Raw genomic sequence first — 20,479 nt, 5'->3', positions numbered from 1 at the left:
TCTTAACACTTTCGGGAGCTGCCATGCAAATGGTCCGGGTAAATTCCAGCGCCATTGTTGCAATTGGTTACGACGAGCAAACAGCTCACATGCGCATCCAATTCCAGCAGGGACATAGTTATGATTTTTGCCGAGTACCTCCAAATGTGCATGCTGCGTTCATGCGTGCCTACTCCAAGGGTATTTACTACAATGAGCACATCAAAGACCGATACCAATGCTAATCGGAATTTTGACTAAAAGAGTCGGCAATCGGCCAACAGCGGGCATTTATGGATAGCATGAATTTTAAAGTACGCCCTCGATATGCGAGCGTCCCGGCGCTTGCTTTCGCAGCAGGATGTGTCCCCGTCTCCAAAATCGCGCTGATGTACTGGCAGTACCGGCTGCCGTGGCCCTTCCCTGAATTTATTGAGCCAATTTCCCTCTTTCTGGCACTGGGTGCTGCAGTTCTCACCGTAAGCTATTTTTCCTATTCTTTGGTGAGGAAACTGCTTTGGGTTGTGGCCGTTAGCGTTTGGTCTTGCTTAGCGTACCTTATTGTTTCATTTGTACCTGGCTGTATGTGGGCACCTGCGTGCCTCTAAGGTCCGCATCGGCCAGATCGAAATTGTCCGCTTCGGGGCGGAAGCGGGCATTACAAATTTTACGTGTTTTTCGGAGTAAACGGCCCTTTCTTGCTTTCATTGACATTATTAAAGGCGGTAAAGTTTAATGTCATTGCTGTGCGCATTAACAATAGTTGAATGAATATGGTGAAGACAGGGCAATTCTGCATTTCTTGCTGTTTATCGCACCGTATATTTGCTTGTAACTCAGGAGTAGTATTGAATGACTGTTTTCAGTATCGGCAACACCAATTTTGAAGTGGATGTAACGAAATCAAGCATTAGCTTGGAAGCCCATGGCAGCGGAATGCTGGAGCTAAACATCGATATTCATGGCGACGACGATGTGTTTATGCGCTTGACCGAGCCGGAGGATGCGGAGTGGTCGTGGGCGCTGTATCCGCCGGCCTTTTTCCTGCATGGCTTGCGCATACCGGAAGGGCAGGGAGGAGCGCTGGCGATCGGGATGCTGGATATGCATCCCGAGGCAGAGGAATCGGGTATCTATATGATGGAGTATGGTGACGTGTCGGCCGTCAACATTGTTGAATTGTCGGCACGGCGCCTGCTCGTGTCGGGCATGGTGGACTTATGCGGTAAACGGCTGCCATTTCATATTGATATGCCGCGCACACAGTAGCGGGGCCGGTCCTTTCAGGACCGGAGTGCGCCCCAATGAGGCGCACTCCCTGGCAGGCCCAACCTCGTTCCTGCCTGATTACTCCAGCTTCAAGGCCTTCGCCACATCCCCCCACGCCACATATTTGAAGTTCTGTGGTCCGTCCGGCAGGCGCTTGTAGCCGTCCTGGATCACCAGCATGCCTTGCGCATACGCGCCGCCCAGGTTGGCGGAGGTGACGTCGAGGCCATCCGTTTCCGACGTGCCGTCTATGCCGGCCGGCAAGTTGAAGCCTACCTTGAAGCGGCCGCGCACCTTGTAGGGCGCTTGCGCGTCGAGCACCACGTAGCTGTTGTCGCCCTGGCTGGAGACGATCAGGTAGCCGGTGCCGGGCTTGGCGCCCGGCTGGCGGTAGATGGCCATGCCTTCCACGTCGGCCGCCAGGTTCGCGCCCACGGGCAAGACCATGGTGAGTGCGTCCGGCTTGGCGGCGTCGGCCGAGGTGGTCCACACGCCGCGCGTTTCCTCGCCCAGGAACAGGCGGGCGTTGGCGTCGTCGGCCACGCAGCCTTCCGGTTGCGTCGCGACCTTGAAGCTGCGCAACAGAGTCGCGCTGAACTTGTCGCCTTCCAGGCCGATGCTGTATTGCTGGAAGGTGCCGTCCTTGTCGTTGATGAACGCCTGCACGCCGCCGGCCGCTGGCTGATACAAGCACATGCCGTAGATGCTTTTCAGGCCGGTAGCAAAACGGCCCGCTTCCGCCACCTCGCCGCTGGCATTGATGGTGAACAACATCATGCTGTTGTCGTCGCGCTGCGTGGCCACGGCCAGGTCGACCTTGCTGCCATTCAATTGGATATTCTGCCGCACATCGACGTTGTTCAGGCGGCCCACTTCTAGCAGCTGCGTCTGCTTGCCTTGCAGGTCGTAGACGAGCAGTCCCTGCTTCTTGTTGGTACCGAGGATGCGCGCATCGGCTGGGTTCCTGGACAGCCAGATGGCCGGGTCGTCGGCCGCGTCGCCCTGGCGCGCCATCGGTTCCGTCTGCGCTTGCGGGGCGATGATGGCCACCGCAGGCGAGGTTTCCGCCTTGCCTGTCCATTTCACGGGCCGCGCCTGCCAACTGTTCTTGCCGCGCAGTAGCAAGGCGTCCTTGTCCAGCGCCAGCTGGCTGTCGCCCTTGCGCACGTTCAAGGCGACGGTTTGGGTTGGTTGCGCCGTCCACTGCCCGCCTTGATGAGCAAACAGGTGCAGCTTGTCTGCCTTGCCGTCGAGCACGGCCACGCCGCCGGGCAGTACGGCCAAGGCGCCGGCGCCGCCGTCCAGCTGGCCATACGGCTTGCGCAGGGCCACCACTTCGCGCTTGCCCATGCCTTCGGACTCGGCCTCATACGCCCATACGCCCATGTTGGCCTCGCTCACCAGCAGGCGCTGGGCGCCATCGTCGGCGCGGCAATGTTTCGCGTGCGGGGGCAAGGCCAGTTTGCGTACCAGGCTGCGCTGCTCGCCCTGCATCACCCACTGTTCCGCCTGCCCATCCTTGCCGATCAAGAACAGATGATCGAGCTGCTGGGCGTCGCGGTACAGGCACGACGCTTCCACGGAAAACGTCGGCACGGGAAACGGCGCCAGTTTCACCAGCTTGCCAGCCTGCACGTCGACGGACACGGGCAGCGGGCGCTGCGTGTCCGCTTCCAGGAACACGGCCAGCACCTTGCCGCCATCGATGCGCGTGTCGAGCTGCTTGGCGCGCACGGCGATGCGGTCCTGTTCCTGGCCGGCCGCATTGAACAGACGCAAGCCGTGCTTGTCCAACGTCAGCCAGCCGCCGCCGGGCAGGCGGGCCAGTTCTTCCGCCTCCTGCGTGAAGGCCGGCAAGGCGTTGGCGGGCGCGGCCTGCGCGCTGGCGCCCAGGCAGAAGGCAGCCAGCAAAGCGCTGCAGAGTACGGTTTTTTTCATGTTATTTGAAATCATCATCAGAAGGCGCTGGCTTTCAGGCTCACTTTGAACGTGCGGCCGTATTGTTCGTTCTGCACGTTGTATTGCTTCGTGCCCTGGTAGACATAGTATTTTTCGTTGTTCAGGTTGGCCGCCTCGAACGTCACCTGGAACTGCTTGCTGATCTGGTACGACAGCGAGAAATCGAGCTGCTTCTGGCTGGCGACGATATGGTCCTGGCTCTGGTCGAGGATATCGCCACCCATTTCCAGCAGGTAAGGCGACTTGTAGTTGAGGGCCAGGCGGGCGCTGACGGGTCCCGTTTCATATCCCAGCATCAGGTTCATCACCTGGTTCGACTGGCCGGGCAGGCGGATGTCGCGGTTCATCTGCTTGTTGCTCGCCTTGTCGAAGCGGCCGATTTGCGCGCGCGAGGTGCTCAGGGTGCCGTTGACGCCGACGAGCAACTTGTTGAACGGCGCAGGCAGCATGCGCAGCGGCTGCATGTAGGCCAGTTCGATGCCCTTGACTTTTGCCGCGTCGCCGTTCGCATACGAGGTGGCCGTGGTGTAGCCCGTCCATTGTCCCGTGCCGGCCAGGTTGGTCGTGTATGTAAAATTCTTGATGTCCTTGTAGAAGCCATACGCCGACATCACGCCATCGTTGCCCAGCACGCGCTCGATGCCGAGGTCCAGGTTGTTGGCCTTCAAGGGTTTCAAGTCCGGGTTGCCGATCACGGCTTCCGTGTTGCTGGCCAGGCTGATGCCCGGAGCCAGCTGGCTGAAGTTGGCGCGCACGACGGCTTGCGTCCAGGCGGCCCGCACGCTCGTCTTTTGATCGAGGTCATAGCGGGTTTGCAGGTTTGGCAGCCAGTTGGTGTACGAACGCTCGCGCGTCAAGGCGGTGGCGACGCCGGCGCTGTCCACCTGCGAGCCGGCGGCCTCGAAACTGGTGCGCTCGGCGCGTACGCCGCCGAGGATGTGCCAGGCGTCGAAGTCATAGCTGTTCTGCACATACATGGCGTTGATGTCTTCATGCATGCGGTAATCGTTGATGATGGATTCCGTGGCCAGGCGCGCCTTGTCGCGGTCCAGTCCGGCGACCCTGGCGCGTATCAGGGCCGGGTCCAGCGCCACGCCGATGTTGCCCAGGTCGTAGTCGAGATTGTGGCCCTGCACGAAGGCGCTCATCGAGGTGGAGCCGGCGCCCCAGTAATTGCCGCTGGAAGCCTTGCTGCTGTTATACGCCCATTGATCCGTGTCATTGCTTTTTTCGCGGCGGCTGACTTTCGCGCCGAATTTCAGGGTGGCGATGTCGAACTTGCGCGCCAGGTCGATGCGCGCGTGGTGTTCATTGTCCTTCGAATAGCGCTTTTGCAGGGTGATGGCGTTCAGAGCATAGCTGGCCGGATCGTACAGCGAGGCGGGGCCGCTCAACAATGGTTGCTCGGTGCCGTTGAAGCTGATGCCGTTAAAGTTGCTGACGCCGCGGAAACGGCCGTCGTTCAAGGATTCCGGCGTGTCTTCCGTGGCGCGGCTCAGGCCGCCTTTCACGTCCAGGGTCCAGTCGCCCGATTTCTGCTGCGTGCCCAGCACGAGCGAGCGCACTTGCTGCGTGTACTTGCGCTGGCGGATGCGGCGTTCGGCGCGCGCACTGGCCGTCTGGCCTTCGGCCAGGCTGCCGCCCGCGATATTGCTGATGGTCAGGCGGTCGCGCACTTCATCGTCGGAAAATTCGCTCACAAAAGAGCGCAAGAACCAGCTGTTGCCCGCTTCGGGACGGTAATCGAGGTTGACGGCCAGGGCGCCGCGCTTGCGCACGGGCAGGTAGTCGCGCAATTCCAGGCCTGACAATTTACCCTTGCTCCAGGCGCCGCCCGTTTCCACGTCATCGGAGCCGAACGAGCGCTTTTCCGCGCTCAGGCCGGCGGCCACGCCCAGTTTGCCGTCGAGGAAGCGCTGGGCCCACAGGGCGCCGCCGCTGGGGCTGGTCTTGCCCGTCTTTTCATCATGGCTGGCGGCCACGTTGGCCGACAGCAGCTTGCCCGGCAAGTCGAAGGCGGACAGCGATTTTACCTCGACCGTGGCGCCCAGCGAGTTGGCGTCCATTTCCGGCAGCAAGGTTTTCGAGACTTCCAGCGTGCGGATCAGGCCGGCAGGCAGGATATCGAGTGCCACGGCGCGGCGGCCCGCTTCCGGCGACGGCACCAGCGCGCCGTTGATGGTGACCGCGTTCAGGTCCGGGCCCAGGCCGCGCACCGTGATGTAGCGGCCTTCGCCCTGGTCGCGCTGCACGGACACGCCCGGCAAGCGGGCCAGTGCCTCGGCCGCGTTTTTATCGGGCAAGCCGCCGATATCGTCGCTGCTGATGACGCTGATGATGTTGTCGGCTTTCTCTTGCGCGGCGATGGCGTTGCGCAGGCTGGCGCGCTGGCCGCTGACGACCACGGTGGCGGCCGGCTGGCCGTCGTCCTGTGCTTGTGCCTGGCTGGCGCCGCTGAAGACAGCCATGACGGCCAGGGCCGCGGCCGTCAGGCGCAGCGGGGAGGGGAAGGAAGGGTGCATGGTTTTCATGAAGAGCTCGGTTAGGGAGGAAGGAACCGGGCGGATTCTAGGCAGCAAATATGACGGTTGCGTGACAGGCAAGGGCTTGCCACCCTGAAAACAACGGCGGGTGAACGCTTTCCAGCCGGAAATGAACCGGGGTGAGCTGAATTGACCTGCCGGCGCGGGGCGCATGGGCAACGGCTTGCCGCATTTGCCTGCGCCGCGCTGCTGATGTTGAGCCGTTTGCACCTGCCGCACGGGCGCGGGGCATGTCATCGTGCCGTCATGGGCGGGCGCTATCGTGGCGACAGCACCACTTTTAAAGGTTCCCCACATGCTGCCGTTGCACCGTAACAGTCTGATTGCCGCCGCGCTGGCATTGCCCCTGTTTTTATTCCTGTACGCCACACTGGGCCATGTTAAACCGTTTGCCATCTGGAAGTGGATGGATATCGTCTGCGAAGGCGGCACGGCCGTCATGGCGGGCATCTGGTTTTTGTTTACCCTCAGCAGCCGTCCACGGGGGCGGGTGACGAGCCTGATCGCCGGCGGCCTGTGCGCCATCATGCTGGGTTCCTGGGCCGATTGCCTGGACGAATTCTTTGCCGTCGACAAGCGCGCCGTGTGGGACAACTGGCTGGAAGCCTTGATCCCGTTTGGCATGCTGGTGCTGACGATCGGCATGTATTACTGGCGCCTGGAACAGTTCCGCCTGAACGAACACCTGCAAAAGCGCGAACGCCTGTTCCGCGACCACCGCGCCTTCGACCGCATCACGCAGCTGGCCGACGCCAGCTACCTGCGCACGCAGATGCGCCTGGAGCAGGAACGCCGCCCCGGCCTCGATTGCGCGCTGGTCTTGCTCGACATCGACAGCTTTCACCTGATTAACCGCGAATATGGCCACCGCGAAGGCGACCGCGTGCTGCAAGCCGTGGGCCACATGCTGTTGTTGAACTTGCGCAATGACGACTTGCTGTGCCGGTATGCGGGCGACCGCTTCGCCGTGCTGATGCCGGGCGTGTCGCGCGAGGATGCGGCCGTCAAGGCGCGCCACCTGTGCGCCATGGTGGGGCAGATGCGCCACCATGCCAACGACAACCGCGAAATCCGCCTGAGCCTGCGGCATGCGTGTTCGCTCACCGAAGGCGTGCCGGAAGTGGTGCTGGCCGAGCTGAGCCGGGCGGTGGAAACGCCGCAGCCGCGTTCCGCCAGCGCCGCGCCCGCCTGATGCCGCTGAACCAGCAGGGCGACCCCAGCATCGCGGCCCATCACCAGCCGGCGCTGGTGCTCGATTATGCGCGCAGCCGCGACCTGGCCACGGCGCCCTTGCTCAAGGGTACGGGCCTGGACGGCGGCGCGCTGCCGTCCGCGGAAAGCCAGGTCAGCGCCGCGCAATACCTGCAGTTGCTGGCCAACGTGGCGCGCGGCCTCGACAGTGCCGACACCAGCTTCATGCTGGGCCAGCAAATGCTGCCCGGCCATTACGGCGCGGCCAGCCACGCCTTGCTGCAGGCGCAGAATCTGCGCCAGGCCTTGACCATCCTGTGCGACTTCCATACCTTGCTGTGTCCGCTGCTGCAGCCCCGGCTGCGTGTGGCGGGCGACATGCACGTGCTGTACTGGGTCGATGCGTTCGGCGCGCCCAGCCAGCTGCCTTTTTTGGTGGAAATGCACATGACGGCGCTGGCGGCCATGTGCCGCTGGCTGGCGGGCGAGTCCTTGCCATGGCGCTTCTGTTTCAACCGCGCGCGGCCCCGCCACGTGGAGCAGCACGAAGTGCACCTGGGCCAGTCCCTGCGTTTCGATTGCCAGGTGGACGCCATGCTCATCGATTCCAGCTGGCTCGACAAGCCCTGGCCGCGCGGCAATGCCACGGCGGCCGCGCTGGCCTTGCGCGCGGCGGCCCTGGCGCCCGTGCCCGCCGCCAGCCTGCTCGGTGCGCTGTACGACTACCTGCTGGCGAACATCCGCTGCGCGCCGACCCTGGAACGCACGGCGCAGGAATTCGGCGTCAGTCCCGCCACCCTGAAACGCCATCTGGCGCGCCATGGCACGCATTTCCAGGCCGAGCTGGACCAGGTGCGCGCGCACAAGGCGATCTACCTGTTCCAGGCGCATGGCTACGACAACGATGCCGTGGCCGCCTACCTCGGCTTTCATGATGCCACCAACTTCCGCCGCTCGTTCAAACGCTGGACGGGGCAAACGCCGCAACTATTGCGTCACGCGCTGGCCCTGTTCGTGGCGGGATGAACGCCGGCGTTGCGCGCCTGCGCCACGGACAGTCGTTCCTGCGGGAACAATTGCCCGTTCTGCTACATCCATAGTACACTCGATCAGAGAGCGAACAGACGCGCTTTGAGGCGCTCCGGCACGGCGCCACGCGACGCCGCGACAGCGCCATCGCGATGGCGGGCCGGCGGCAGACGACCGGTGTGCCGTGCCTTAACCCAGCCTGGAAGCTGGCGTCACCAGTGTGGTGCGCCGGAAACCAGGCAACTTGATAATGCTCAATCGTGTATTCACAATCGCAGATCGATCCAGTCGTCAGTTTCCGCAACACCCAGGGTGAGGCGGTGCGCGGCACGATTTTCAACTTGCAGCGCAATTCGCTGGTCATGGAAATCTACAATCCATACTCGATTGTGCAGGTCAGCGAGGTGCTCAATGACGTGACGGTGCGCATGGGGGCGAAGAACGCCTACGTGGGCAAGGCCGTCGTCATCAGCAGCGTCAACACGGGCCTGACCGCCATCGTTTCCGTGACCCTGATCGACGAGTGGCGCGAGCTGAGCGACGTGGTCGTGGTCAAGGGCGCCGTGTTGAAAGAGTCGAGCGCCTTTGTCGCCGGCTGGGGCGAGCGCTTCCGCATCCGCCGCGATTACCAGATCGTCGTCAACGAAATGCGCGCCTTCCTGTCGGAAGTGGCGCGCTGGGTCGAGCAGGTCGACCTGTCCGATTCGCTGCCGAAGGAAAACGGCCGCCTGCGCCCCGATATCTTCGACGAGCTGGCCTTGCCCCTGATGGAACAAACCCAGCTGTACCTGCGCCAGCTCGAAACCGAGGCTTCGCTGGTCGAAGAGGAGCGGGCGCCGGCCCACCGCGCGTTCGCCCAGGCGGCGCTGCATCCGCTGATCCTGCGCGCGCCCTTCGTCTTCCGCACGTTTACGAAGCCGCTCGGCTATGCGGGCGACTACCAGATGGTCAATCAGTTGCTGGACGATCCGCGCCAGGGCCCGAGCACGTATTTTCAGATCGTCAACGCCGCCTTCCTGCAGGCGGCCGTGGCGACGGCGCACCGCAACCGCATCGATATCCTGACGGAATTTTTGGCGCAGAAGGCGGCCGCGGCGCGCGCCGCCGGGCGCGTGTATAAAGTGCTCAACGTGGGCTGCGGCCCGGCCATCGAGGTGCAGCGTTTCCTGGAAACGTGTCCCGATGCGCAATGGCTGGCCTTCGAGCTGGTCGACTTCAGCAGCGAGACCCTGGACTGGACGCGCGCGCGCCTGACCACCATCATGCAGCGCACGGGGCGCGTGGTGGAGATCGATTATGTGCATGACTCCGTGCATAACCTGCTCAAGCGCCGCCACGGCTCCGGCGCCACGGGCTTGCCCGGCAGTTTCGATGCCGTGTATTGCGCCGGCCTGTTCGATTATTTGTCCGACAAGGTGTGCGCGCGCCTGCTGCTGCACTTCGCCTCGCGCGTGGGACCGGGCGGGCGCCTGCTGGTGACGAATGTGCACGCGGATAATCCGGGCAAGTTCGGCATGGAGCATTTGCTGGAGTGGCATTTGATCTATCGCGATGAAGCGGGCCTGTCGGCCCTGCTGCCCGAGCATGCGACGGATCCGCTGATCTATGTCGACGCCACGGGCGTGAATGTATTTGCGGAAGTGAGCATTCCTTGATGATGGATACCCCAGGCTTGCATGCCGGCTACACGGCCGTTTTGCGCGACTTCCGCCTGGAATTCAGCCGCGGCGGGGCCTACACGGGCATCGTGCTGATCCTGCTGGGCATGGGCCTCGATTCGGCCCTGTACCCGGACAAGCAGTCGGCGTTTACCAGCGCGCGCATCCTCGTGTCCGTGCTGATCTTTTGCGTCGTGCTGGCCATGCGCACGCGCTGGGCGCAAGACCGCATCCAGGGGCTGACCTTTGTCTGGCTGATCCTGCCGCAAATCATGATCGCCTGGATGATCGCCGTCACGGAAGGCGCCACCTCGATCTATTATGTGGGCATGACCCTGGCCATTTATTCGTCGGGCATCGTGCTGGCCTTCGGCCTGTGGCAAAATATGGTCTTTGGCGCCATTTCCTGCCTGCTGTACGTGGCTGCCTGCGCCTGGCATGCGGGCGGCTTCGACTTGCCAAGCACGTTTGTCGTTAACTGTTTATTCCTTATCATGTCGGCCAGCATCAGCGCCGTGTTTACCTATTTCAATGAACGCGCCCGCTTCATGCTGTTCCAGCTGAAGGCGGAAGTGGCGCAAAAGAACACGCAGCTGGAAGAAACGAATAAAAGCCTGGCCGATATCAAGGGGCAGATGCTGCAGCAAGAGAAGATGGCCGCCATCGGCACCCTGGCCGCCGGGATGTTGCATGAAGTGAATAACCCCGTGAATTTCTGCATGATGGCCATCGAGGTGGCCATCGAAGACCCGGCCGCCAAGCAAAGCGCGCTGGTCAGCGAATGCCTGGCCGACGCCAAGCAGGGCATGTTGCGCGTGCAGCACATCGTCTCGGACTTGAAAACCTTCGCCTACCGCAAGAGCGGCAACCAGCTGGAAACGGGGCACTTCCAGTTCCGCAGCGCGCTCGACGCGGCCATCCGCCTCGTGGGGCATGAAACGAAGAACGTCAGCATCAGCCACGATTTGCCGGTCGACACCCTGGTGCGTGGCGACGAGGCGGCCATCGTGGGCGTGCTGATCAACTTGCTGGGCAATGCCGTGCTGTCCATGCGCAAGGGCAATGCGCCGCCGTTCGAGATCCGCGTCACGGCCCACTGGGACGACAACCGCCTGCGCATCAGCGTGCGCGACAACGGCCCCGGCATCGCTCCGGAAAATCTGGCGCGCGTGTTCGAGCCGTTCTTTACCACGCGCGAAGTGGGGCAGGGCCTGGGCCTGGGCCTGAGCATCAGCTATGGCGTGATCGAGCGCCACGGCGGCACCCTGAGCGCCGAAAGCGTGCTCGGCGAATGGGCCAGCATGAATTTCGACTTGCAGCGTTCCGACTGGGAGGGCCGCTAGCATGGACAACGATAGCCGCGCCAGCGTGCTGTACGTGGACGACGAAGCGCTCGCCTGCAAGTATTTCGAGCGCGCCGTCGGCCAGCGCTACCGCGTGCTGACGGCGCCCAGCGTCGATGCGGCGCTGGCCTTGCTGGAAGACGAGGCCGGCCTCATCGACGTGCTCGTCACCGATTACCGCATGCCGGACCGCCTGGGCAGCGAATTGCTGCAGGACGTGGCGCAGCGCTATCCGCACATCGTCTGCATGCTCGTCACCGCGTATGCGGACAAGGACGTGCTGCTGGAGCTGATCAACGGCGGCACCTTATTCCGCCTGCTGGAAAAGCCGCTCGATCTGGCCGCCATGCAAACGGCGCTGCAGCTGGCCGTGCAGACGGGACGCGAGCGGGCCGCGCGCCGCCAGGGCCTGGTGGCGATGGAGGAATCGCTGGCCTTCCTCGCGCATGAATTGAACACGCCGCTGGCGGCCATCGCCAATTTTGCGCGCGGCATCGCCCGGCGCGCACAGGCGGATTCCACGCCGCAAGCGGAGATCGGCGAGGCGGCCGCCTTGATGCACGACAATGCGCGCTATTGCCTGTCGGTGCTGGCCAGCTTTGTCGACACGGTGCGCCTGGCCAGCAGCGGGCCGGGTATGCAGGGTGGACGCCGCGCCGGCAGCGCGCGCCAGCTGCTGGACGCCTTGCTCGACAGCTATCCTTTGAGCACGGCCCAGCGCGCCGCCATCGCGGTCGAGGTGGGCGACGATTTCTCCATTGCCGAGTCGCCCAATTGCGTCGCGCTGATTTTATCTTCCGTGCTGGCGAATGCCTTGCGTTCGGCCGGCGAGCAAGCCCATCCGGCGATCGGCATCCGCATCGATGCGGGCCGCATCACGGTGCGCGACAATGGCGCCGGCATCGCCCCCGAGATCGTCGAACAGCTGTTGATCGACCCCTTGAGCAGCAGCGGCGGCGAAGGCAAGGGCTGGGGCATGGTGTTTTGCCACCGCATGATGCAGTCGTTCGGCGGCAACCTCGATATCGCCACCGAATTTGGCAGTTCCACCACGGTCACCCTGAATTTTCCAGTACATATAAGGAACGAGCATGATTGACGCCAATCTGCGTTTACCGGCTCAGCGTGAGCCGGCGCAAGGCTTGCCGACGATACTCTACGTCGATGACGAGGCCAACGCCCTCAAATACTTCCAGCGCGCCATCGCGCCGCTGGCCGAGGTGCTGACGGCCACCTCGGTCGAGGAAGGCAAGCGCATCCTCGACGAGCAAGCCGACCGCATCGCCGTGCTGGTGTCGGACCAGCGCATGCCTGGCGCCTACGGCAACGAGCTGCTGTCGTATTGCTGGGACCGCCATCCGCACATCGTGCGCATCCTGACCACCGCGTATTCCGAGCTGGAGCACACGGTGGAAGCCGTCAACCAGGGGCAGATCCACCGCTACATCCAGAAGCCGTGGGATATCGCGGCGCTGCGCATGGAGCTCAAGCAGGCGCTGGAACTGGCGCGCTTGCGCAATGAACACGCGCAGTTGCTGCGTGAAAAGCTGATGGTGCGCCAGCGGCAAGCCGTCGCCAACCGCATCGGCACCCTGTATGCGCTGTGCGCCAGCCTGGCTGGTCCGGAACAGCAGCTGCCCGTGGAAGCGTATCTGTCGGCGGCCCTGACGGCCGGCGTCACGCCGCCCGAGCCGGACTGGCTGCTGATGGATTATGCCGATCTGGTCAGTTCGGAAGCCTTCCGCGGCACGGCCTTTGCCGCCGCCGTGCGCCAGCAGCTCGACACGCTCGAGCGCGAGCATCCGGGGCGCGGCGTGGAGCAGGCGATCGACATGCTGCTGCCCGTGTTTGGCGCGGCACTGCAAAACCAGGGCGGCACGGCGCTGTTCCTCGATGGCCGCCTGCTGACGGAATTCCTGGAAACGCCGACTACCATGCCCGTCTCGGCCATCCACTCGTTCTGGCTGGCCAGCTTGCTGTGGCTGGCGCGGCGCGGCTGGTCCTTGCAGCTGAGCAAAACGGAACTGGGCTTGCAGGGCAAGGTGGTGCAGGCCGAGCCGGCGCTCACGCCGGACCACCTGGCGGCCTGGATCGAGCAGTTCTGACGGTACCCGCAAGGGGGCGTGCCAAATACAACAGGGCCGCGCGGGCCCTGTGTCCGCTGGCGGTGGGCGGGCTTAGCGTTCCGCCGCCGCCTTCAGGTTGTTCAAGCCTTTTTCAAAATCCTTGCCGATCATCCTGTCCATGCTGACGAAGACCGTCATGACCTTGCTGACGTAAGGGCTGGGGCCCGTCATGGTCCAGTTCACCTTGGTGCCGTCGCCCTCGGGCGCCATGGTAAACGTGGTGGTGTTGTGGCTCTCAAACGGCTTGAGGAAGTCCAGCTTGATGACGGTGCGCTCGGGCTGGGCCGCTTCCGTGATTTCCATGCGGCCGGCGCCCACCTTGTCATTGCCTTGCCACGCATATTGGGCACCGAGGCCATTGGCCGGCCCCGTAAACGTGCGGCGCATGGCGGGATCGAGCTTTTCCCACGGCGACCAGGCGGCCCAGTAATGGAAGTCCGTGATCAGGGCGGCGATTTTCTCGGGCGGGGCCTTGATGGTGATTTCGCGCTGGACACTGAAGGTGTCGGGCTTGGTGGTGGCATAGCCGAGGATGGCGGCGACGACGACAACGATCAGCAGCAGGGTTTTTTTGATCATATGCTCTCCAAATCTTGAATGGTCGATGCGAACGAATCAAGGCAATCTTAGCAGATATGAATGGCCGTGCGCGGCCTGTTGGCCTTTATTTGCGCCGGCTTTGCGCAGGGCCGCCTGCACGCCCGCCTGCACGCCAATTTGCCGCCCCGCACAGGCGCGCACGCCAGGTTTGTGGCGGGAGCCCGCGTCCGCTAGAATGCTGGCCTGCAAAGATTTCAAAGGGAAATATGATTCAACGATCGATCGCCAGGCTGACCCTGGCGTGCGGCGTGCTGGCTTCCGCCTTTGCCGCGAACCTGGCGCATGCCGATGCCTGTCCCGCCCACTACGTCGACGGCCGCAAGCCGGAAATCACCAACCCCAAGCTGGACGTGGCGACCAAAGAGCTGTGCTATAACGTGTTTGGCGTGATGCACTCGGGTATCACGCGCACGCCGCTGTGGTCGGCCGAGCACTTGACGGCGAACAACCTGGAAGCGGCGCAGGATTTGTCGCGCGAAAACTCCTTTCATGCCGAACGCAAGCTGCCCGCCGCCCAGCGCGCGGAACTGGCCGATTATGCGCGCAGCGGCTTCGACCGTGGCCACATGGCGCCCAACGGCGACATGCCGGACCGCCAGAGCCAGCGCGACAGCTTTACCCTGGCCAATATGGTGCCGCAAGACGCGCGCAACAACCGCTATGTGTGGGCCGGCATCGAGGGCGCCGTGCGCAAGATGGCGAAGAAGGAGGGCGACCTGTACGTGATCACGGGACCGGCGTTCATCGGCGGCAACCTGCGCAAGGTGGGCCGGGTGATCGTGCCCAGCCATCTGTACAAGGCCGTGTACAGTCCGCGCCAGCGTGCCGGCGCCGCCTACTTCATTGAAAACGTCGACACGAAGACGTATGAAGTGCTGAGCATTGCGCAACTGGAAGACAGGATAGGCATCGATCTGTTACCGTCGCTGACGCGCCAGCAGAAGCTGCGCATGCTGAGTTTGCCCAAGGTGAAAAGCAAGTCCAAGAAATAACAAGACCGTCAAAAAGGAAATCCCATGTGCGCAAAGAAATTCGTCCCTTACGCCAATGAAAGCGATGTGCTGGAAATCGGCAGCCTGACCATCGAAAACCGGGTCGACCGCATCAGCCTCAGCGGCGACATCGACCTGACCCTGGACAAGCCGGGCCTGGCGCTGGCCAGGCAGCTGCAAAAACTGCTGACCGACGTGGTGGCCCAGCTGGAAAAGCAGGAGTTGCCGGACCAGTTGCCGCCGCCCGAGGTGACGTCGGTGGCCAATCCCTTCGAGTGACGCGGGCACGGACGTCTATTGTGCCGCTTGGGCGGCGCGATAGTAGCCGTTCCGGCTCAGTTCCTCCGGCGCATTCGCCACCTCGTAGGCGGTCAGGGCGATGGCGATGGCCGAATATTGCTGCGCCGCGCCGAAAGGCAGCACGTTCTCATACGTGTCCTGTACCGTGTGATGCACGCGGCCGTAGTCGAAATCGCCGAGCACGCTAAATTTCGGCGTCGGCACGCCATGCAGGCTGAAGACGGCATCATCGCTGCCTGTCCGCGCATTCATCGCCTTGCTGGCGTCGCGCGGCACATCGTTGATGGTCGCGGCGAAGTCGAACACGGGGTGGACGTCTTGCAGGGCCCGTTCCACCCGGCCAAACACGGGTTGCCAGGCCGTGGGAACGGCGATGCCGTCGATGGCGCCGGGGCGGCCGTCGCGATTGAGCATCATGACGATGTTTTTCATTTCGCCCGCATGCCGTTCGGCGAATGCGAATGAACCCTTGCGGCCGATTTCCTCCGCGCCGAAGGCCACCAGCATGATGGTGCGGCGCGGCTTCGCTTCGGACAGCGCCAGCAGGCGCATCGCTTCCAGCATGGTCGCCACGCCGCCGCCATTGTCTGCCGCACCCGTGCCGCTATCGTAGCTGTCGAGGTGGGCGCCGATCAGCACGATTTCCCCGGATTTTTCCGAGCCAGGAATGCGGGCGACGACGTTGTGATACGTCACCGGACCCGGGTAGAACCAGTTGCGGATATCAAACTCCAGGGTGACGGCCTCGCCGTGCGCCAGGCGCTGGCGGATGTCCGCGTACTGTGGCGCGGCCAGCTTGATGTCGGGCAAGGTCGGCAGCGACGCCCAGGTGGCGGGCGCCGCGCTGGCGGCGTACAGGGGTTCCTCGCCGGACTGGAGGGTGCCCAGGGCGCCGGCCTGCATCAGCACTCTGGTGATGGCCCTGGGCTTTTGGATGGCGCTGCCATCGCGCCCGCCGCCGCTGTTTTCGCCCCCGATCAGCACCCATTTTCCCTGGAACTGCGCGGCGCGCTGCTGTGCCTCTTCCAAGGTGGCCGGCCCCACGATTGCCAGGCCCTGCTGCACGCCACGCGTGCCGGCCGAGTAGGCGGGCGTCGCCATGCGTAAGGGCAGCTCCCGGGGCGCCAGCATCCTGCCCGACCAGGGACCGCGGTTGAAGCCTGCTGACATCTGGCCCGCCTCTTCCAGTTCGGCCTGCACGCCCCATTGCCGCAATTGCATGCGTGCCCATTGCGCCGCATGCGTGTAGGCATCGCTGCCGGCCATGCGGCCGCCGAAGCGGTTGCTCAGGATGTCGAGCCAGTCCATCGCGCGCGGCTCGCTGGTGCCCAGCGCCACGATCTTGCGCGCCGTGGCGTCGCCGGAGCGCGCTGGCGCGGCTTCGATGCGCGCATCCCTGCCGGACAACGTGCCCAGGAAGGCGGGCAATGTGCCTTGCCGGCGCGCCGCCAGCGCCGCATCCAGCTTGGCGGCACGGTTCAGCTTATCCTGGCGCAGCAGCGATTCGTAGGCGCGCAGCACGCCCTGCATGCCCGCCAGGTCGCGCTCCCCTTGCTGCCGGGCCTGCTCCGGGTGGCTGATCTGGAAGGCCATCACGCTGGCCAGGTACTGGAAGCGCAGCGCCGCCCGCGTGGCCGGCGCGGGGGCGGTGCTCAGCCAGTCATCGGGCATGCCGGCGTCGAACGCGAGGTCGGGAATGGCATCGACCCATGCGCCCAGCCAGGCGCCGTCGCGCTGTTGCACGGCCAGCGGGGCGCCCTGCGCCTCTTTCGCCATCCGCACCACGCGCATGCGCTCGGCCGGCGTGGATGGGCCGCGAGCGGCGCCGCCTGCCGCCGCTACCGCTGGCGCGGCGGGCAAAGCCGCTGGCACATAGCGTTCCCTGAGCCGCGTGCCGTTTACAGGCTTGGGCTCGTTCTCATCGGTTTCGACCAGGCGTTCGCCGCTCAGCACGTCGCCTTTCGCTTGCAAGGTCCAGCGTATCGTCACCTCGGTGCTGACCTCCTTGCCGTTGCGCCCCGTGCTGACGCGCTTGCCGCCATGCCGGAAAACGGTGCCGGCGGGGCCTTTTGTCCCGTGCACCGTGCGTGGGGAGGTGAGCTGGCCCCGTTCATCGAGCCACGCGATCGTCGCACGCATGCCGCCTTGCTCTTCGGTAATGTCGAGTATGCCCGTGTCGATCAGGTCGGCCTCGACGCTATTCGTCGTGGTCGTGCCCGTCGCCGTCCCGAATTGCCACTGTCCGGCGAGGGCCGGCGCCTGGGCGTACAGGGTGGCGGGCAGCGCGGCAGCGGCGAGGAGGCAGCTGGCGTAAAGAGGGGAAAGGCGCAGGTTCATGGTTGTCCTTGTCATGTTTTTCACTCGGGAAGAGTTGAAAACAGTATGCGGATAACCAGATTGCCAAGATGCCACTTTCCGACCAAGGCCGGGATTGGCGGCCTGAAGGCGCGTTTGGCCGCGCCGAATGCCAGGTCAACCTCGTCCGACCTTCTGCATCGGACGAGGTCGCTCTGGCACCCACTTACTGGGCGAACGCCTGCGCCGCCGGCGTCACGGTGACGGCCGCCGGCTGGAGGTTCAGCTTCATCGCGCCGATGACCTTGTCTTCATCGAGCAGGGCTTGCGGCTTGTTGCCGTCGTACTTGATGGGAGAAAACGCGTCGCTGACGAGCTTTTCCTTCAGGCCGGCCGCATCCTTGGCGACGATCACCACGGACAGGTTCTTCGCCGACAGATGCTGCTTGATGGCGCGGTTGACGTCTTGTACCGTCAATTTCGACAAGCCATCACGCATCAGCTTGGTGAACTCGGGCGTGCCATACCATTGCGAATCGAGCGCGTAACCGAGTTGCTGGTCCTGCGTCGACGTCATGACGAAGACGTTCTTCATCAGGTAGTCGCGCGTGGTGGCGAAATCGTCCTGCGTCAGGCCGTTGTCGATGAGCTTGCCCAATTCCGTCAGGGCCACGCGCAGGGCGAAGTGGGCGTTGTCCGGCGCCACGGGGCGGATCCAGATCTCGAACAGCTGCGCCTTGCGGCCCAGGTTCGGGTTCGGGAAGAACTGATACATGCCGCGCGGGAAGGCTTCAATGTACGCGTAATCGCCATAGTTCATGCCGCGGATTTCACGGATGCGCTGGTACAGGTAGGAATTCGAGGCGCGGTGCTCGCCCAGCCATGTCTTCGCCAGCCACAGGGCGGGGAAGTCCGGATGCGTGCGCGTCACCTCCAAAGGCAGGCCGAACGAGATGGCCGTGGCGCGCGTGTTCTTCTCGATGATTTCCACTTCCAGGCCCTGCGCCTTGCGGCCCGCCGGTTTCACGGTGGCGGGCAAGCCGGGACCGGCCGGCAAGCTTGCCAGCGCTTGCGTCAGCGACGCCGTCATGGCGTCGGACACGTCGCCGGAAATGCCCACCTTGACGGCGCCTTGCGCGTACGCGCTTTTCCAGAACTGTTTCACGTCGTCCAGGGTGATGGCGTCGATGCCGGCCACCGTGCCCAGTACGGGATGGCCATATGGCGTGCCCGCATACACATTGGTTTGCAGGCGTTCCTTGGCGAATTCCTCTTCGTTATTGTCCTTCAGGTCCAGCAGCAGTGCATTTTTTTGCGCATCCTTCAAGCGGCGGAAGTCGTCTTCGCGGAAGCCGGGCGAGAGCAGCAGGGGCAGGGCGATGGCGTTGAACTGGGTCCAGTTATCCTTGTGGATGGAGCCCGTAAACGTCGTCATTTCCTTGTCCGTCTGCTGGGAAAAGCTGCCGGCCAGCGGGAACAGGGCCTGGTTGACTTCGTCGATCTTGCGCTCGGACGAGCCGCCCGACGCCACCATGGCGGCCGTCAGCGCGGCCAGGCCTTCCTTGCCCTGCGGGTCTTGCGCGGAACCGGCTATAAACAGCAGCTTGTAGCGGATTTGCGGCAACGCCGACTTTTGCACCAGCACGTCGAATTTTGCATTTGACGCGGCCGGCAGCAGGCTGGCCAGCTTTGGTGTGGCGGCGATGGCGGCCGCCATCGGCTGGTGCGACAGGGTCGTCACCACCAGGCCGTCGTCCGTCAGGTATTTGCGCGCGGCCGCCTGCAGGTCGGCCGGCGTGAGCGTGTCGATCAGGCGGTAGTACTGGTTGATGGTGGCGTAGGAACGGTCGAAATGCACGAACGAGGCCAGGGTGCCGGCGATCTGCTCCGTGTTGTCGAGCGAGCGGATCAAGCCGTATTTTTCCGCCGACTTGGCGTCCGCCAGGTCTTTTTCGCTCACCGGCGTGTCGCGCAGCCGCGCCACGGTGGACAGGATGGCGTCACGCACGTAGACGGCGTCGTCGATGTTTTTCACGCGCGCGCCCAGCACGGCCAGGGTGGGATCGACGCGGTCCGGCGTCATCTCGAACAACTGGTCGACCTTCTGTTCATTCTGCACCAGGCGTTTATACAGGGGCGAGGTGCGGCCGAAGGACAGCGACAGCAGGGTCGCCAGGGCGGCCTGGTCCTTGTCCTTCACGGAAAACGCGGGCGCGTGGAAGCCGACGGCTACCCACGGCAGGGTCGGCGTGGGCCAGGCCACGTGCTTGTAGACGGGGCCGCGCGGCGCGGGTTCGACGGGCACGGCCGCCTGCTGCTTGCCGCGCTGCCAGCCGCTCCAGTACTTTTCCACCAGCGCGATGGCTTGCTGCGGTTCCACGTCGCCGGCGATGATGATGGTGGTGCGCTCGGGACGGTACCAGCGGTCGAAGAACAGCTTCGAATACGCGTACTGGTTCGGCATGTCTTCGATGTCCTGGATGAAGCCCATCGTCGTGTGCTTGTAGGTATGCGTCGTGTAGGCGCTGTCGCGCATCACTTCGAACAGTTTCGACACGGGATTGGCGCTGTTCTTGTTGTATTCGCCCAGCACGGCGCGCGATTCCGTCTTGAACGCGTCTTCCGCATAGTCGAGGTGCTGGAAGCGGTCCGCCTCCACCTTCAGCACGGTTTCCAGGTCCTGCTTCGCGAACGTCGTGTGGTAATTGGTCAGGTCGTCGCTCGTGTAGGCGTTCTGGCGCGCGCCGGCGCGGGTGATGACTTCCTGGTATTTCTCGGGCGGATAGGCCTTGGTGCCGCGGAACATCATGTGTTCGAAGAAATGGGCGAAGCCGGACTTGCCCGGCTCGACTTCATTGCGCGAGCCCGTCTGCACGGGAATCTGCAAGGAGACCAGGTTGGGAAAGCCCGTCGGCACGATGATGATCTTCAAGCCATTCGCCAGGGTTTTTTCCGTCGCCTTGAATGGCAGCAGATCGGCCTTGCCGGCGGCGGCGCTGTGGGCTGCGGCCGGTTTGACGGGCGCGGCGCCCAGGTTCGACGCAGCCATGGCCGACAGGGCCAGGGCGAAAGCGGGTAATAAAGCGGGCATGATTCTTGACACGGGGGCTCCTTCTTATTGGATGTTATGAAAGTGCAACGCCGCAGCATAGAATATTCGTGCCGCCGTGCATAGGGGCAAGGCGTTTTGGCATG

At 63.7% G+C, this 20,479-nt stretch carries 15 protein-coding genes; 10 read left to right on the top strand and 5 right to left on the bottom strand.

Going from position 1 to position 20,479, the window contains the following annotated elements:
• The first annotated feature begins 23 nt into the window (after positions 1 to 23).
• Together AC07VH_RS03475 and AC07VH_RS03470 are read left to right on the top strand one after the other, a co-directional pair.
• Positions 24 to 224, top strand: coding sequence for a KTSC domain-containing protein (locus tag AC07VH_RS03475; RefSeq protein WP_494786780.1), 201 nt, complete (start codon positions 24 to 26; stop codon positions 222 to 224).
• Between the two features lie 607 nt (positions 225 to 831).
• Positions 832 to 1,248 carry a hypothetical protein gene (locus tag AC07VH_RS03470; protein ID WP_494786779.1) on the top strand — a complete coding sequence of 139 codons (417 nt, stop codon included), beginning with the start codon at positions 832 to 834 and terminating at the stop codon, positions 1,246 to 1,248.
• A gap of 78 nt (positions 1,249 to 1,326) precedes the next feature.
• On the opposite strand, the gene AC07VH_RS03465 is transcribed toward AC07VH_RS03470, so the two are convergent.
• On the bottom strand, positions 1,327 to 3,186 hold the full coding sequence (locus AC07VH_RS03465) for a phytase (protein ID WP_494786778.1): 1,860 nt from the start codon (positions 3,184 to 3,186) through the stop codon (positions 1,327 to 1,329).
• A gap of 17 nt (positions 3,187 to 3,203) precedes the next feature.
• Positions 3,204 to 5,738, bottom strand: a complete 2,535-nt coding sequence (locus AC07VH_RS03460; RefSeq protein WP_494786777.1) for a TonB-dependent receptor — start codon at positions 5,736 to 5,738, stop codon at positions 3,204 to 3,206.
• Between the two features lie 307 nt (positions 5,739 to 6,045).
• Here AC07VH_RS03460 and AC07VH_RS03455 point away from each other — a divergent pair, with 307 nt between their 5' ends.
• The 6 genes from AC07VH_RS03455 (at position 6,046) to AC07VH_RS03430 (ending at position 13,076) form a co-directional block, all read left to right on the top strand.
• Positions 6,046 to 6,942 (top strand): GGDEF domain-containing protein, encoded by an 897-nt coding sequence (locus tag AC07VH_RS03455; RefSeq protein WP_494786776.1) that lies wholly within the window; start codon positions 6,046 to 6,048, stop codon positions 6,940 to 6,942.
• On the top strand, positions 6,942 to 7,967 hold the full coding sequence (locus tag AC07VH_RS03450; RefSeq protein WP_494786775.1) for an AraC family transcriptional regulator: 1,026 nt from the start codon (positions 6,942 to 6,944) through the stop codon (positions 7,965 to 7,967). Before AC07VH_RS03455 ends, AC07VH_RS03450 begins: the two co-directional genes overlap by 1 nt.
• A 263-nt stretch (positions 7,968 to 8,230) precedes the next feature.
• Positions 8,231 to 9,625, top strand: coding sequence for a class I SAM-dependent methyltransferase (locus AC07VH_RS03445; RefSeq protein ID WP_475415033.1), 1,395 nt, complete (start codon positions 8,231 to 8,233; stop codon positions 9,623 to 9,625).
• Positions 9,626 to 9,627: 2 nt separating this feature from the next.
• Positions 9,628 to 10,971 carry a sensor histidine kinase gene (locus AC07VH_RS03440; RefSeq protein ID WP_494787111.1) on the top strand — a complete coding sequence of 448 codons (1,344 nt, stop codon included), beginning with the start codon at positions 9,628 to 9,630 and terminating at the stop codon, positions 10,969 to 10,971.
• A gap of 1 nt (position 10,972) precedes the next feature.
• Positions 10,973 to 12,070, top strand: coding sequence for a hybrid sensor histidine kinase/response regulator (locus tag AC07VH_RS03435; protein WP_494786774.1), 1,098 nt, complete (start codon positions 10,973 to 10,975; stop codon positions 12,068 to 12,070).
• Positions 12,063 to 13,076 (top strand): response regulator, encoded by a 1,014-nt coding sequence (locus AC07VH_RS03430; RefSeq protein WP_475415035.1) that lies wholly within the window; start codon positions 12,063 to 12,065, stop codon positions 13,074 to 13,076. The genes AC07VH_RS03435 and AC07VH_RS03430 overlap by 8 nt, the downstream gene beginning before the upstream one ends.
• Before the next feature lie 72 nt (positions 13,077 to 13,148).
• Here the strand turns inward: AC07VH_RS03430 and AC07VH_RS03425 are convergent, their stop codons facing one another.
• A complete protein-coding gene (locus AC07VH_RS03425) occupies positions 13,149 to 13,676 on the bottom strand; it encodes an SRPBCC family protein (protein ID WP_494786773.1) in 528 nt (175 codons plus the stop codon).
• Positions 13,677 to 13,903: 227 nt separating this feature from the next.
• On the opposite strand from AC07VH_RS03425, the gene AC07VH_RS03420 reads away from it, so the two are divergent.
• Positions 13,904 to 14,689: a DNA/RNA non-specific endonuclease gene (locus AC07VH_RS03420; RefSeq protein ID WP_475415037.1), complete on the top strand. Its 786-nt coding sequence runs from the start codon at positions 13,904 to 13,906 to the stop codon at positions 14,687 to 14,689.
• Between the two features lie 24 nt (positions 14,690 to 14,713).
• Positions 14,714 to 14,968, top strand: coding sequence for a hypothetical protein (locus AC07VH_RS03415; RefSeq protein WP_475415038.1), 255 nt, complete (start codon positions 14,714 to 14,716; stop codon positions 14,966 to 14,968).
• Positions 14,969 to 14,983: 15 nt separating this feature from the next.
• On the opposite strand, the gene AC07VH_RS03410 is transcribed toward AC07VH_RS03415, so the two are convergent.
• Together AC07VH_RS03410 and AC07VH_RS03405 are read right to left on the bottom strand one after the other, a co-directional pair.
• Complete coding sequence (locus tag AC07VH_RS03410; RefSeq protein WP_494786772.1) at positions 14,984 to 17,326, bottom strand: M28 family metallopeptidase; 2,343 nt, start codon at positions 17,324 to 17,326, stop codon at positions 14,984 to 14,986.
• A 184-nt stretch (positions 17,327 to 17,510) separates the two neighbouring features.
• Positions 17,511 to 20,375 carry a M16 family metallopeptidase gene (locus AC07VH_RS03405; RefSeq protein ID WP_494803968.1) on the bottom strand — a complete coding sequence of 955 codons (2,865 nt, stop codon included), beginning with the start codon at positions 20,373 to 20,375 and terminating at the stop codon, positions 17,511 to 17,513.
• Positions 20,376 to 20,479: the final 104 nt, after the last annotated feature.

The sequence above is a fragment of the Janthinobacterium sp. GW821-FHT03C10 genome (genome assembly GCF_059420865.1).
This window is presented reverse-complemented; position numbering and strand designations above follow the sequence as displayed.

Bases quoted from the DNA above. Each gene is read 5' to 3' on its own strand.
- AC07VH_RS03475 (WP_494786780.1), top strand. From the start codon at position 24: ATGCAAATGGTCCGGGTAAATTCCAGCGCCATTGTTGCAATTGGTTAC.
- AC07VH_RS03470 (WP_494786779.1), top strand. From the start codon at position 832: ATGACTGTTTTCAGTATCGGCAACACCAATTTTGAAGTGGATGTAACG.
- AC07VH_RS03465 (WP_494786778.1), bottom strand. From the start codon at position 3,186: ATGAAAAAAACCGTACTCTGCAGCGCTTTGCTGGCTGCCTTCTGCCTG.
- AC07VH_RS03460 (WP_494786777.1), bottom strand. From the start codon at position 5,738: ATGAAAACCATGCACCCTTCCTTCCCCTCCCCGCTGCGCCTGACGGCC.
- AC07VH_RS03455 (WP_494786776.1), top strand. From the start codon at position 6,046: ATGCTGCCGTTGCACCGTAACAGTCTGATTGCCGCCGCGCTGGCATTG.
- AC07VH_RS03450 (WP_494786775.1), top strand. From the start codon at position 6,942: ATGCCGCTGAACCAGCAGGGCGACCCCAGCATCGCGGCCCATCACCAG.
- AC07VH_RS03440 (WP_494787111.1), top strand. From the start codon at position 9,628: ATGGATACCCCAGGCTTGCATGCCGGCTACACGGCCGTTTTGCGCGAC.
- AC07VH_RS03435 (WP_494786774.1), top strand. From the start codon at position 10,973: ATGGACAACGATAGCCGCGCCAGCGTGCTGTACGTGGACGACGAAGCG.
- AC07VH_RS03430 (WP_475415035.1), top strand. From the start codon at position 12,063: ATGATTGACGCCAATCTGCGTTTACCGGCTCAGCGTGAGCCGGCGCAA.
- AC07VH_RS03425 (WP_494786773.1), bottom strand. From the start codon at position 13,676: ATGATCAAAAAAACCCTGCTGCTGATCGTTGTCGTCGTCGCCGCCATC.
- AC07VH_RS03420 (WP_475415037.1), top strand. From the start codon at position 13,904: ATGATTCAACGATCGATCGCCAGGCTGACCCTGGCGTGCGGCGTGCTG.
- AC07VH_RS03415 (WP_475415038.1), top strand. From the start codon at position 14,714: ATGTGCGCAAAGAAATTCGTCCCTTACGCCAATGAAAGCGATGTGCTG.
- AC07VH_RS03410 (WP_494786772.1), bottom strand. From the start codon at position 17,326: ATGAACCTGCGCCTTTCCCCTCTTTACGCCAGCTGCCTCCTCGCCGCT.
- AC07VH_RS03405 (WP_494803968.1), bottom strand. From the start codon at position 20,375: ATGCCCGCTTTATTACCCGCTTTCGCCCTGGCCCTGTCGGCCATGGCT.